Source organism: Mesorhizobium loti R88b, assembly GCF_013170845.1.
GTDB classification, from domain to species: domain Bacteria; phylum Pseudomonadota; class Alphaproteobacteria; order Rhizobiales; family Rhizobiaceae; genus Mesorhizobium; species Mesorhizobium loti_B.
Map to the genome: position 1 here is coordinate 2942912 of NZ_CP033367.1, position 12729 is coordinate 2955640.

Below are 12729 nucleotides of genomic sequence, written 5' to 3' on the forward strand. Positions count from 1 at the left end.
ACAGAGAACTGGCTATAAAGGCGAAGATGTTGCGCGATTTGATCCCCTGAAGCTACGACACCGAAAGCGTCCGAACCCAAGGGCCGGTCGCTTGGTAGGAATGTTGTTAGCGTTCAGCGAAGGTTACAATTTTCTCTTGCCCCCGACGGTGTCTCGACATGAATGGCACATGTCAGGCACTATCGTAGCGATTTGGAAGCAGGAGGTTGTTCGCCATGGTGATTCCGCGAGGGCGAACGGGGGATTTTTGTGACTGCTGAGCAGCGAAAACTACCATTCAAGGTATCAGCCAAGGCAGCGAGACTGATCGGCCGCGAAAATGTCGCGAATGCCGAAGGTGCTATCGTTGAACTCGTCAAGAATACGTATGACGCCGATGCTGACAACTGCCTGCTTATTTTGGATCGCCGATACAACAGTCTTCCCGAGCAGATTTCGGATGCAGAGCGATCTTGGCTATCGGTCAACTTAGACAAATTCGATGATGTCTATGTGGCGATTGACGCTGGCTGGCGCCTGAAGCCCGATATGGAACCTGAAATCGCCGCAGCGGCTGAGAATGTCGTTCGACAAGCGCTCGACCTTTGGATCATCGACAACGGCAAGGGAATGTCGGCGAAGATTATTGAAGATTATTGGATGGTCATCGGCACCAATTTTAAGGAGGAGAATGTCTTCTCTGATGACGGGCGCGTCCGTACTGGCGCCAAGGGCATCGGTCGGTTCGCACTCGACCGCCTCGGGACGTTTTGCGAACTGCATTCAAGTCGCGTCGCGGGCGATACGGTTGAGTCTTTGCAGTGGAGTGTCGACTGGAGCGCGTTCGAAGGTCCTGGCAAGACGCTCGACGAAGTGAATGCCACACTGGTCGACACCTCTAGGAGTGTAAGAGATGTCATTCGTTCGCTGTCATGTTTCGAGCATCTCAAGAAGCGGTTTGAGGAAGTCGAGCGCAATCATCCGTGGAAGACGGGGACTGCGATATGTGTGAGTGGCCTGCGCGATCCATGGACGGCGCGGGAAGTTTCTCATCTGCGTAGCACGCTGTCGTCGCTGGTGCCGCCAGCGGAGCAGCCGCCGCTGGCACTATTCCTGATGGATTCTCGTGCCCCCGAAGGTGCGGCCGAGGTCGTATCTGGGGCGCCATCGGATTTCGACTATCGGTTGCATGCTGAGGTCGCAAGTGACGGTGGTGTCGCGATCACGATTGACCGGAACGAGTTACGAGTTGAGGCTCTCGGTGATGCAGTTTTTGAGCGTCAAGAGATGCAACGCCAGCGATTCAATCGTGACAGCTTCACAAAGCCGGTCAAGTATCAGACTAACTTGGCCGAATTATTCGCGGGCGCAAGCGAAATGGATCTCGCGACGCTGCGTGGGATCGGACCGCTAAGTTTCACCCTTTCATTCTACAAGCGGACTTTGCCCTCAAGCGAAGACACCAAACGCTATCCATACCGAAGCTTCGAGCCTTCTAGCCGCGCGAAATGGCTCGATACCCAAGGAGGGATAAAAATCTACCGCGATGACTTCATCGTCCGTCCTTACGGCGAGCCTGACGGTAAGGGGTTCGACTGGCTGCGCCTAGGCCAGCGAGTAGCGGCAAACCCAGTTCAGGCTTCGCGAAAGGGATGGCGCGCCAATCCGCAGAGCCTCGCCGGAACGATCAAGATATCTCGTGCCACTAATCGTGGGTTGAACGATCAATCCAACCGCGAGGGCTTGATTGAGAACGATACCTTTCGTGCCTTCAGCACACTCATGATCCGGCTTATTAAAGAGTTCGAAGACGACCGAAGCTATATCCTCTTCAACTTAAATGAGTCCTACAAGACAGCCCACCCTGCAGCAACCGCCATAATTGAAGCCAAGTCTGTCGCCGACAGAATAGAACGGTCAGCGACCACGCCGTCGCGCGAAGATGCTGTCACAATGGTGCGCGCGTATCGGGCTCAAGTCGAGGAGATCCGTGAGCTCAATTCCGAACGCGGCATGCTGCGCGCGCTCGCTACATTGGGAACCGTCCTCATCTCCTTCTCACATGAGATGGGTCAACTTCAAAGCAGCCTGGAAAATCGTGCGACGACGCTTGCGCAACTGCTCAAACGACATATCACACCAGAAATGCTCGACGGCATCTCAGACGAAATGAATCCGTTCGAAATGCTCAAGGATGCCGAAGCGACTGATCGCAAGATAAAACAGTGGTTTAAGTTCGCGCTATTTTCCATCAAGGCTGATAAAAGGTCTTGGCGGGCAATCAAGTTGAGGGATCAACTGCGAACCATCCAAAGCGGTTGGCACGATTTTCTTGATACACGCCAGATCGCCCTCAACGTCGAATTCGCCGATGGTTATGACCCCGTCATTCGGGCTTTGGAAATCGACCTTGACAGTATATTCAACAATCTTCTGCTCAACTCGGTCGAGGCTTTCGTCTTAAGAAATCATGGTGGGGCGCGAGTAATCACGATCCAGATCAATCGGGGTTCGTCTAACGCAATATTGATCGACTATCGCGATTCGGGGCCAGGTATCGATCCGAATTACCGAAACGTGTCGCAAATCTTCAATTTCGGCGAGACAACTAAAACCGGTATCGACGGCAATGGCACCGGGATTGGAATGTGGATCTTGGACTCGGTCGTTAAGGAGTATGGCGGACGAGTCGAAGCCTTCCGTCCTTCGGCAGACTGGGGCTTTAAGGCCGAGATCCAACTGCCCGAGCGGAGGACAGAGCGTGCCTAAGCTAGTCTATGTAGACGAGCAAGACGACCAACGTCGAACCATGTTGCGAGCCGCGATTCTCTCAGAGGAATTTGCTGATGGCGAGGTACAATCGCTGGATCCTGTTCCGGAGCTGGTCGACATGGTCTCCCAGATTGAGGACCTCAATCCAGATGTGGTGATTACGGACTATCGTCTACACGAATATAAGGCAGGCGTTAAATACTCCGGCATCGAGCTCGTCGCAGCCCTTCAGGATCGCTATAGGGGTTTCCCGTGCTTCGTTACGACTGGCTGGGCTAGGGACGCAGCCGGAGAAGCTGCTAGCAGTTTCGACATCAATGCCATCTATTCAAAGAGCGAAACGCAGGTCACTGGCAACGACAGCCAAAATGCGTTGCCCTTCTTTAAACGCGTTCGCCTCAAGGTCGACGCTTATCACTCACTTCTTCAAAAGTTGGAAGATGAGCACGCAGAGCTGAAGGATAAGTTGAGCACGACAGGCCTGACGCCGGCCGAAACCGAGAGGCTGCTGGTCATCGACGGCGACCTGGAAGCGATGCTCGGTGCGCAGCATAGCCTACCCGCGGAGATCAAGCGGATAGCTCTCGAGCCTCTCAATGAAATCGTCGAGAAGGCTGAGAGGCTGTTGCAGGGTCTTGAAAAGGCATATCGCGACGAGGCGCCGGACTTGGGTGGCACAAGTGCCTAGAGTCGCACTGCCTGTCCGCTCTGCGAACGAGCCAGTACGTGCACGCTATGGTGACTACAAGCCGCAGCTGCGTCTCGATTTTAGTAAAAGCTGTGGCTATTGCGGCGACGAGGATCGGTTTTACGGAGGACTGCCCGGCTATCATGTCGATCATTTTGCGCCGAAAGACCAGTTCCCAGGCCTTGAAACTACCTATGCCAATCTCATTTATAGTTGCCCTTACTGCAACCGAGGAAAATCGAACAAATGGATAGGCAGTGATCCGTCCGTTTCGCACAATGGTAAGGAAGGTTTTGTTGACCCTTGCCTCGCGGAATTCGACGTTCATATCGATCGGGACGACGACGGAAATTTCGTTGCACTTACCCCGGTCGGCGCCTACATGATTAAGAATTTGAAGCTCTATCTCGCTCGTCACCGTTACATTTGGACTATTCGCAAGTTGCAATATTTTGCTGATCGCGCAGATCGGCTGCGCCACTTTGTCAGCAAGTCCGATGGCCAATACGTACCGTTGCTTGAGCTTCTCGCAGACATAAATGCCAGAATTAAAAAATATAATGACAGTGTCTTCGACGTCGCGGCCCAGTGATCGTAACCTTGGCATCGTTTATACGCCGCCGGAGATTGCTGATGCTATCGTCGAGGAAGTCGTCGCTCGGTCGGCGGCAAATCTAGTAGCGGTCCTTGAGCCGAGCGTTGGCGATGGGTCTTTTCTCGATTCTCTAAACCGGATTGGCCTTCTCGATCGGGTTACCGCGCTTGACGTCGATGATCGCGCGGTAGAGCGGGTTCGCGCTCGCCTAGCTGGAGTCCACATCGAGGTCGGCGAGTTTCTGGCTTACGCGGCCAGCACCGAAAAACGCTTCGATCTCGTCATTGGTAATCCGCCCTATATCCGCCGCAAGAATTTCGGTAACGATCTCAAGTCCGAGATTGAGGCCTTAGCCGAGCGCCGGGGCTATCCTAGAGCCAATCTGAAAAACGCGTGGTCGGCATTTTTGGTCGCCTCCGAGGCTTTGTTGACGGATGACGGCAAGCTTGCGTTTGTCGTTCCATATGAATTGATGAATGTTGATTACGGCATCGCGATACAACGCTGGCTCGTTGAGCGGTTTGCGCGGCTCGATATTTACATCCCGGATGAGAAGGCGTTTAAACAGATCGATCAAGACGCCGTGCTTTTGCTTGCATGCAAACGTTGCGAGCCGAAAGGGGCCTTCGTTCGACGGGTTGCCAGCCTTCAGGCGCTGTCGTCCGAGCCAAGAGCGGTCGATCTGAATACTCAAGGTGAGACTAGCATTAATCTGAAAGGATTTCTGCTTGAGTCCGATGTGCTGGAGCAGGTACGCGAGTTGGTTGGCGCCAGCCCAAGTATCTCGGACTTTTGTCGCAGCGGCGCTGGTATCGTAACTGCTGCAAATGACTATTTCATTCTCACTGACGAAGCTGTGCGCAAGCAGGAGCTTGATCGCTGGGCTAGGCCGATCCTCAAGAAAAGCGCCTATTTGGGAAGCGGCCCGATTTTCACGGCGAAGGATTTCGACCGCGTGCGCGCAAGCCTGCCGGCAAATCTCATTGATCTAAACGCCTACGATGAGGAAAGCCCCGACACAGCAGTCGAGACTTATCTCGACAGAGGCCGAAAGAGCGGCATTCCCAACTCGTATAAGGCCCGGCACCGGACCCAATGGTATAAGGTTCCTGTTACCTGGCTTGGAGAAGGTTTCTTCTTCAAACGTTCGCATGCTTATCCTCGACTGTGTGTGAACGCTGCCGGCGTTCATGTGACGGACACTGCCTATTCGATCGCTCCGATCGCGCCTGCAACAATTCGTGGAATTTGCTTCTCGTTTTACAACAGTGCGACTCTTCTCATGTCAGAGATCGAAGGTCGTTTCTACGGTGGGGGCGTCCTCGAACTCACGCCGAATGAATTCCGACGCTTACCGCTCTATTATGATGAGCCGAACGATGATGAGTTCGCTGCCTTCTGCAGCCAAGACGTTTGGTCCAATCCGATTGGACTTGCTTTGCGTGGAGACGAGCGCCTCATCGCTCGTCATGGCTTTGACAAGGCCACAGTTGAAGCGCTTCATGAGGCTTGGAAAACGCTTCGTAGTCACCGATTGCGCCACGGGCGATAGCCGAGAGCTTATCAGGTTTATACGCAGACGCTTCAACTGGGTTCGATGATCGAAGCCGAGCCCGGGGAGGGGACAGCAGCCGGTTCCTTTCTGAGCTCCGGGCCTTATCAATAGCGCTGTCGGTTCAGTAGCCCTCCATCACAACAGACGTCTGCCGCTCCCGCAACGTCGCCGTAATCGCCCCAATCCCCACCTCAATCTCGCGCCTGCCGACGAGCATCGCATCCCCGTTACACCTTCCAGCATCGACCGCAGCAGCTCCGCCTGGCCGACCAGCACCGCGTCCTTCTCCGCCAAGGCGGCGAGCGTGTCCGCTTCCAGGCGCTGGGCCACGCGGTCGTTTGCCGGCTGGTGATCAGGCCTTCCAGCGCGCCGACCTCGCGACCGTTCCCGTCGACCTTGCCCTACACCACCCCAGCCGCCTGCGCCCGCATATACGCCAACCCCGCCGCCGCCAGATCCCCCACGGCCATCCCCCGGAACACAAACGCCGTCGCCTCCTCCGCGCCCTCCCGCCCGGCAAAGTCGCCGCAGACCAGGCCCGTCAGGTCGCTGGCGACCAGCGCGGGGTCGACCATGGGTTTGGGCATCTGCTTCTCCTGCTCCAGGTCGTCGACGACGATGCGGTCGAAGCGGCGCATGGTTTCGGGCAACCAGGGCAGTGCTAGGTCGGTAATGGCGGTGAAGCTGCCCGGTTTCAGCCAGTTGGCGTCGAGGAACGGTTCGGGTTCGGGCACCAGGGTCACCGTCGTCACCACGATGTCGGCGCCCTCGACGGCGGCCCTTGCCGTGTCGCTGGGGATGGCTTCGAGGCCCCGCGACCGGGCCATTTCGCACAGCGCGTCGCGATTGCTTTTGCCGCGACCGAAGGCGCGGATTTCGCGCAGGGGAAAGAGGTCGGTGAAGGCTTCGAGGTGGCCGCGCGCTTGCACCCCGCAGCCGATGAAGGCGACGGTCGACGCATCGCTGCTGGCCATGCGCCTGGCGGCTACGGCGCTCAAGCCCGCCGTGCGCTTGGCCGTCACCCAGTTGCCGTCGACCAGGGCCAGCGGCAGGCCTGTCTCGGCGTCGAGCAGCGTGATCAGCGAATTGATCGTGGCCAGTCCGCGCTCTGCGTTGCGGGGATTCACCACCAGCGACTTGGTGGCCAGCACTGAAGGCACGGAGGCTACGCCGAGCGTGGCCATGAAGTAGCGGTCGTCGCCCGGCCACACGGCGGCCTTGGGCGCGCACCAGACTTCGCCCCGCCGCTGGCCTGATATCTGGCGTTCGATCTCGTCGACTATGTCGGGCGTGGAGATCGCCAGGCGATCGAGAACCGCCGACGACAGATAGGGCAGCGTTTCGGCGGCCGGGGACTGGTTGTTCATCTTGTCATGTTCCCTAGAAGGCGATCAGACTACACGATGTGCGCCGGGCCGAAAGCCTGGGCGATGCTGGCGACTGGATCGGCGAAACGGCTCGTCCTGGCGGGCCGTCGAATTTTTGCAGCTTTATCGCCGCCCATGGGTTATCCCAACACCATTCGACACGGAGTTTCGACCCATTGAGCGTAGCCTTTGCCAAGGAGGAAAGTGCGGAGGCGGCATCGGAAACCATCCTGCCGGCTCGGCCGATCTCCGATCGGATCAACCTCGTCACCGAGGCGGGCCTCAAGATGCTAAGCGATGAATTGGCGCGCGCCCGGCAGGCTCTCGAGGCCGCCAGCGTGCTGGACGATGTCAACGAGAGGCGGCGGCAGTCGGCGGTTCCGGTTCGCGATGTCACCTATTATGCCGAACGCGTGCGTACGGCGCAGCTCATGCCGGCGCCGACGTCCCGTGACGTGATCGCCTTCGGGCACACCGTTACCTTCGCGCGTGACGATGGCCGCACCCAGACCTTCCGCATCGTCGGCGAGGATGAGGCCAACCCGGCGCAAGCGTCCATATCGCATGGTTCGCCGGTCGCCATCGCGCTGATCGGCAAGAGCGTTGGCGATGTTGTCCAGCTGGGGCAGCGCGAACTCGAGATCCTGTCGATTTCTTAGCTGGACATCGGGGTACGACGTCAAAAACCCGGAACAGGCCGGGTCTTTCCACTCAGTCGAGCGCCAAGCGTCAAGGCCGCCGGGAAAGTCTTGACCACGGCGCGCATCACCGTCCTGCTGCCAGGCCGCAGCGCTATGCGGGCAATCAAGGCCGAGGCGCGCAAACGGGTCGAGAATTGCCGACGCCATTGCCTCTCGTAGCGGCGTCCGGCCTCGTCGTGGCCTTCGTTGCCTTTACCCGACGCGATCAGTTCCCGCGCAAGCAGCCAGCCGGATTGCAGCGCCATCGAAATCCCTTCCGCGATGACGGGATGTGACTCACCCGCAATGTTGCCGACGCGGAAGATGCCCTTGTCATAGCCAGCGCGAATGCCGGGATGAATCGGTCCCGCGGCGAGCCATGGGCCATCCAGTTCGGCACCGGCCAGCACCGTTGCCACGCCTCGGCACGAGGCCAGGACGTGGCGCGAGACTGCATCGGCGGCGGCGATGTTTCCCCAGCGCTGGCGCAGCCCTGACAGAACATCGCGGCGGAAGCAGCAGGATATGGAAACCCGGCCACGGTCCGCCGTTACCATGCCACCATAGCCGCCGGGGAATACCAGCAGCGGCATCAGGTCGGGCGAAAGTCCTGCGCCGATGAAATGCGCCTTGAAACCGAAAAGGTCGGAAGGTCGGCTCGTTCTTTCAAGCTGGCTTGGAAGTTTGCCTGCTTCCCAGGATCCGTGCGCGGCAATGATGACCGGTGCGGTCAAATCCCGTTGTTGCTGGCCCGCCTCCACGGTCACGGACTGCAAATCACCCTGCCGGTGAATGGCGACAGCCTTGCAAGGCTGGAGAATTTCGACACCGGCGCGTTCGGCGGCCTGCAACAGGACGGTATCCAGGCGATCGCGGCCGAGCGCGCGGCCGAGACCCGTCTCGGCGCGTGGCATTGGCGCCTCGGCCAAGACCTCGCCCGAAAAGAAGCCGACGCGCCGTATTTCGGGGCCGGCTTCCGCGCGCCAGATCTCGCCGACGCCCAACCGGTCGAGCAAGGCAAGGCTGGTGCCCGACATGAACTCGCCGCAGACCTTTCGGCGCGGAAACGCGACCTTCTCCACCATTGCCACCGACCAACCATGCTGGGCCAGCGCGATGGCGGTGGAGCTGCCGGCGGGGCCGGCACCGATGATGATTGCGTCGTGCGTCATCTGGCGCCGGGCATATTGGTGCCGGGCATTTTGGCACCGACAAAACCTTGCGTGAACAGGCCTTTGCGGGCCTCGATCACCGGCGTTCCCCCTGACGCTTGCCACAATTGCGAGAGTTCCTTGCCGCGAAAACCGGAGCGGACACTTTGGGTCGCATCGTTCAGTGTCACCGCGCCGGCGCCGATCAGTCGCAGGCATCGCGTCGCGACAAGCGGCCCCTTGGCCCTGAGCGGCTCGGTCGCGACCAGCAGCGGTGCCATCGTCATGATCCGGGAAAACAGCTCCAGGAGGCGCGTGTCGTCGAAGTGATGGAGGATAAGGTTGGCGCAGACAAGATCGAAGGGCCTGTCTGCCGTCCAATCGAATATATCGGCGGTCACGGGATGCGCGCGCCAACCCAATTCAGCGAAAGAATTGCACACATCCTTGCCGACCAAGTCGATCCTGTCGACCATGACGACCTCCACATCGGGCCAACGCCGCGCCATCAGCCGCGCCACACGCAGCATGAACTTTCCGTCACCGGCGCCCAGTTCGAGGATGCGCAGCGGCGGCGTTTGCACATTGGCGCGCATCAGCGAGGCCATGAACCTGGCCTGGAACATCAAGGCATTGATCCAGACGAGATCACGACGGGATGCGATCGCACGGGGATCATCGGCCGCGAGACCGTCGAGGAGTTCTGGCTCCAGATGCCGGATGTTTAGGTCGCTCATGCGATGGATCGGAATTTTTGGGGGCTTCAGCCGGCAATCCGGCACATTGAATTCGGTCGAACCTTCATGGCCGCGCTGTTCATTTGGGAATTCGCATCTGAACCCGATCCGGATGGCGAAGCCGAATTTCGGTCCCTTTCATACAGGATCGGAGGCTGGTATCACAGTTTGCTCATATGAAATATCGGCATCACGCAATAAAATGCCTTATGTCGGCGTTTGCCTTAGAAAACACTTCCCCAATTCCTAGACCTCTTGTGAGACCCGATTGGGCTCATTGTCGGAGCAATTTTGGCCCCTCAAGCGTATCTGAACCGCATTGCCACGTCCGTTCCACAACACGACGTGCATCAGTTCTATCTCCGCTATGGAGCTTTGCTGCTTGACGACGATGCCCAGCGCCTTGCGGTCTTCGAGCGCATGGTCGCTCTTGCCGGCATCGAACATCGCTATTCCTGCTTCGCGCCGGCCGACGATCCGCGCGGCGGGGCAATCGACCGCGACGGCACCTCGGTCAAGGGTTCGTTCGCCAGCACCGCGATCCGCATGGAGATGTACGAAGCCGCGGCACCTCAGCTCGCGCAACAGGCCGTCGACAAGCTTCTGGCCGACGAAGACCGCTCGCTGATCACGCATTTGATCGTGACCAGCTGCACCGGCTTTTCGGCGCCCGGCATCGACCTCGAGCTGGTGGCGCGATGCGGCCTGCCGAATTCGGTCGAGCGCACCATTGTCGGCTTCATGGGATGCTACGCCGCCATCAACGCCTTGAAGCTGGCACGCCATATCGTGCGCTCCGACCCGAAAGCCCGCGTGCTGACCGTCAACATCGAATTGTGCACGCTGCATTTCAGGGAAGCCACCGAGCTTGAGAAGCTGATCTCGTTTTGCCTGTGGGGCGACGGTTGCGCGGCCTCGCTGGTCACGGCCGAACCGCACGGCATCCTGCTCGAAAGCTTCCACGCCATCGTCGCTGCGGAGCGCAAGGAGCTGATGAGCTGGCACATCCGCGACGACGGCTTCGAGATGGTGCTGTCCGGCCAGGTTCCCGGCGCGGTCCGCGAGACGCTGCGCAACGAGCATGCGGCCATCCTCGGCGGCAGGCCCGCCAAGGAGATCGATTTGTGGGCGGTGCATCCCGGCGGCCGTTCCGTGCTCGACGCGGTCGAGCGGGCACTCAAACTGGACCCGTCCGCGCTCGCCGTATCGCGCGAAGTGCTGCGGCAATACGGCAACATGTCATCGGCAACCGTGATGTTCGTGATGGCCGAAATGCTGAAGGAGCCGGCGGGCTTGCTCGGCTGTGGCATGGCGTTCGGGCCGGGATTGACCACCGAGACCATGATGTTCCGGACTGCCTGATGAAGGCCCTGCACGAAAACATCTCGCTCGCGGCCCGTCGGCTGGCGCCCTATTTGCCGTATCCGCACTTCATGTGCGTGGCGCCTCTCGACGCCGTGCTGCGGGTGCTGTGGCGCGCGCAAGGCCAGATCCCTCCCGCCTACTGGCCCCGCCTGGTGCTCCTGCTGCTGCTTTCGCTGGTCAACACCGTCGCCTCCCTGCCTGAGCGCTTGATCGTTGCGGCATGGCTACGGCTGCGGCCGCCCCGGATGGGACGCGACAATGCCCCCGTCTTCGTCCTCGGCTACTTCCGATCCGGAACGACGTTTTTGCAGAACCTGCTGGCAGCCGACCCGGACCTGCGATCGCCGAGCTGGCCGCAGGTTCTGGCCCCTCAGGCCTTCATCCCTGGCTGGTTTCTGCTGCGCTATTTTTTCGTGCCCTTGCTGCCGTTGACGCGCCTCGGCGCGGTCGTGCCGGTGGGCGCCAGGCTGCCGGGGGAGGACGACTTCGCGTTGAACAATCTGGGCGGGATGTCCGTGCTCGCGGGACGCGCCATACTTCCCCGCCGGCAAGCCTTCTTCAATCGATTTCACGATCTCGACGCGCTTTCGGCGGACGAGTTCAGCCGCTGGCGCTCGCATCAGCTGGGTTTCGTCCAGAAGCTTGCTCTCGTTGCGGGCGGGCGGCGACTTCTGCTCAAGTCGCCGAGCCATACGGCGCGCGTGCGCTACCTCCAGGAAATGTTTCCGGGCGCCAAGTTCGTCCACATCTCCCGTTCGCCGGAGGTCGTGTTCCGGTCCAACCTGCTTCTGGCGCGCGAATTGCAGCGTGCATTCGCCCTGCAGCCGCCTCTGCCCGAGGACGAGCAGGAGGAGATCATCGCCCGCGAATATCTCGCGACAGAGATGCACTATCTGACCGATAGAGCCCGGATTCCAGCTGGCGATCTGGCGGAAGTGCGGCTGCAGGATCTCACCGCTGACCCCGTGGGCGAGATGAAGCGGATCTACCATGAGCTGGGCCTGCCATTTTCGCGCGGCTGCGAGGAGCGGGTGCTGCGGGTCGCCGCGACTTTCGGCAAACAGGTGCGAAGCTGCCATCCAGAGCTGAGCGAAAAGCAGAAAGCGCGGGTCGCGCGCCTCGAACCGCTGGCCGCCGCGTTTGGGCATGCGCCTCTACAGGCTCCCGGGACGCCCGATGTTGACAGCAAACAACGCATTGGATGACATAGGATCATGACAGCACGCCTATGGTCGCACGCAAGCTGGGCAGCCTTGGCCCGGCTGTTGCTTGTCGCCGCGCTGCTCGCGATCTGCGCGCCATCGCTTCCGGCGGCCGCCGATGAGCAGAGTGACGCGGTCAAGCTGGTCGAGACCGTGCGACAGGCAGCGATTGCGCTTGGGCACGGTGGATCGGCCGAGGGGCAGCTTCGCTCCATTTCCACGGCGTTCGACGGCAGGGGTATCGCGCAAGCCGTGCTCGGGACCTATTGGCGCCGGGCGAGTGCGGACGACCGCGCCTCGGTGACCGATGCGCTGCTTTATGCGATTGCACACAGGCTGGCCGACAGGCTGGAGCGGACGCAGGACAAGACTTTCACCGTGCTCGGCACAAAGGCTCTGGCCAATGGCGACATCCTGGTGCGCAGCGAATTCCGCCGGCCGCTCCACGGCCCAACATCCGTGGACTGGCGTGTGCGCCACTGTCGCGGACAACTCTGCATCGGCGATGTCCTTGTCGACGGCGGCTCCGTGACCGTGCAGCAGCGGGACCGCGTTGCCCAGTTGCTTGCCGGCAATGGCGGCTCGATCCCGGCACTTGTCGCCGATCTCAGGAAAGGCCGGGTATGATGCCGCGCTTG

At 59.8% G+C, this 12729-nt stretch carries 11 protein-coding genes; 8 read left to right on the forward strand and 3 right to left on the reverse strand.

Features of this window, described 5'->3' with window-relative positions; translation table 11 throughout:
- The first annotated feature begins 249 nt into the window (after positions 1-249).
- The 4 genes from EB235_RS14240 to EB235_RS14255 are packed head-to-tail and all read left to right on the forward strand — an operon-like array spanning position 250 to position 5586.
- The gene (locus EB235_RS14240; protein WP_027030353.1) at positions 250-2748 is read left to right on the forward strand and encodes a sensor histidine kinase; all 2499 of its coding nucleotides are present in this window, start codon (positions 250-252) and stop codon (positions 2746-2748) included.
- Positions 2741-3439, forward strand: coding sequence for a response regulator (locus tag EB235_RS14245; RefSeq protein WP_027030352.1), 699 nt, complete (start codon positions 2741-2743; stop codon positions 3437-3439). Before EB235_RS14240 ends, EB235_RS14245 begins: the two co-directional genes overlap by 8 nt.
- Complete coding sequence (locus EB235_RS14250; protein ID WP_167334864.1) at positions 3432-4031, forward strand: HNH endonuclease signature motif containing protein; 600 nt, start codon at positions 3432-3434, stop codon at positions 4029-4031. The genes EB235_RS14245 and EB235_RS14250 overlap by 8 nt, the downstream gene beginning before the upstream one ends.
- On the forward strand, positions 3979-5586 hold the full coding sequence (locus EB235_RS14255; RefSeq protein ID WP_080680796.1) for an Eco57I restriction-modification methylase domain-containing protein: 1608 nt from the start codon (positions 3979-3981) through the stop codon (positions 5584-5586). The genes EB235_RS14250 and EB235_RS14255 overlap by 53 nt, the downstream gene beginning before the upstream one ends.
- 404 nt (positions 5587-5990) lie before the next feature.
- Here EB235_RS14255 and EB235_RS14260 read toward each other — a convergent pair whose 3' ends face one another.
- Positions 5991-6956 carry an ornithine cyclodeaminase family protein gene (locus EB235_RS14260; protein WP_027030349.1) on the reverse strand — a complete coding sequence of 322 codons (966 nt, stop codon included), beginning with the start codon at positions 6954-6956 and terminating at the stop codon, positions 5991-5993.
- Positions 6957-7132: 176 nt separating this feature from the next.
- On the opposite strand from EB235_RS14260, the gene greA reads away from it, so the two are divergent.
- Positions 7133-7615, forward strand: coding sequence for a transcription elongation factor GreA (gene greA, locus EB235_RS14265; RefSeq protein ID WP_027030348.1), 483 nt, complete (start codon positions 7133-7135; stop codon positions 7613-7615).
- Between the two features lie 20 nt (positions 7616-7635).
- Here the strand turns inward: greA and EB235_RS14270 are convergent, their stop codons facing one another.
- Positions 7636-8808 (reverse strand): NAD(P)/FAD-dependent oxidoreductase, encoded by a 1173-nt coding sequence (locus tag EB235_RS14270; RefSeq protein ID WP_027030347.1) that lies wholly within the window; start codon positions 8806-8808, stop codon positions 7636-7638.
- Positions 8805-9524 carry a class I SAM-dependent methyltransferase gene (locus tag EB235_RS14275; protein WP_051429640.1) on the reverse strand — a complete coding sequence of 240 codons (720 nt, stop codon included), beginning with the start codon at positions 9522-9524 and terminating at the stop codon, positions 8805-8807. Before EB235_RS14275 ends, EB235_RS14270 begins: the two co-directional genes overlap by 4 nt.
- A gap of 291 nt (positions 9525-9815) precedes the next feature.
- Between EB235_RS14275 and EB235_RS14280 the strand changes: the two genes are divergently transcribed.
- The 3 genes from EB235_RS14280 to EB235_RS14290 are packed head-to-tail and all read left to right on the forward strand — an operon-like array spanning position 9816 to position 12718.
- Positions 9816-10886, forward strand: a complete 1071-nt coding sequence (locus EB235_RS14280; RefSeq protein ID WP_027030346.1) for a type III polyketide synthase — start codon at positions 9816-9818, stop codon at positions 10884-10886.
- Positions 10886-12094, forward strand: a complete 1209-nt coding sequence (locus EB235_RS14285) for a sulfotransferase family protein (RefSeq protein ID WP_027030345.1) — start codon at positions 10886-10888, stop codon at positions 12092-12094. Before EB235_RS14280 ends, EB235_RS14285 begins: the two co-directional genes overlap by 1 nt.
- Before the next feature lie 9 nt (positions 12095-12103).
- Positions 12104-12718 (forward strand): ABC transporter substrate-binding protein, encoded by a 615-nt coding sequence (locus tag EB235_RS14290; protein WP_080680795.1) that lies wholly within the window; start codon positions 12104-12106, stop codon positions 12716-12718.
- Positions 12719-12729: the final 11 nt, after the last annotated feature.

What these genes read in the sequence shown, in the direction of transcription:
- EB235_RS14290 (WP_080680795.1), top strand. Translation starts at nt 12,104, where the DNA reads ATGACAGCACGCCTATGGTCGCACGCAAGCTGGGCAGCCTTGGCCCGG.
- EB235_RS14270 (WP_027030347.1), bottom strand. Translation starts at nt 8,808, where the DNA reads ATGACGCACGACGCAATCATCATCGGTGCCGGCCCCGCCGGCAGCTCC.
- EB235_RS14260 (WP_027030349.1), bottom strand. Translation starts at nt 6,956, where the DNA reads ATGAACAACCAGTCCCCGGCCGCCGAAACGCTGCCCTATCTGTCGTCG.
- EB235_RS14275 (WP_051429640.1), bottom strand. Translation starts at nt 9,524, where the DNA reads ATGAGCGACCTAAACATCCGGCATCTGGAGCCAGAACTCCTCGACGGT.
- EB235_RS14255 (WP_080680796.1), top strand. Translation starts at nt 3,979, where the DNA reads ATGCCAGAATTAAAAAATATAATGACAGTGTCTTCGACGTCGCGGCCC.
- EB235_RS14285 (WP_027030345.1), top strand. Translation starts at nt 10,886, where the DNA reads ATGAAGGCCCTGCACGAAAACATCTCGCTCGCGGCCCGTCGGCTGGCG.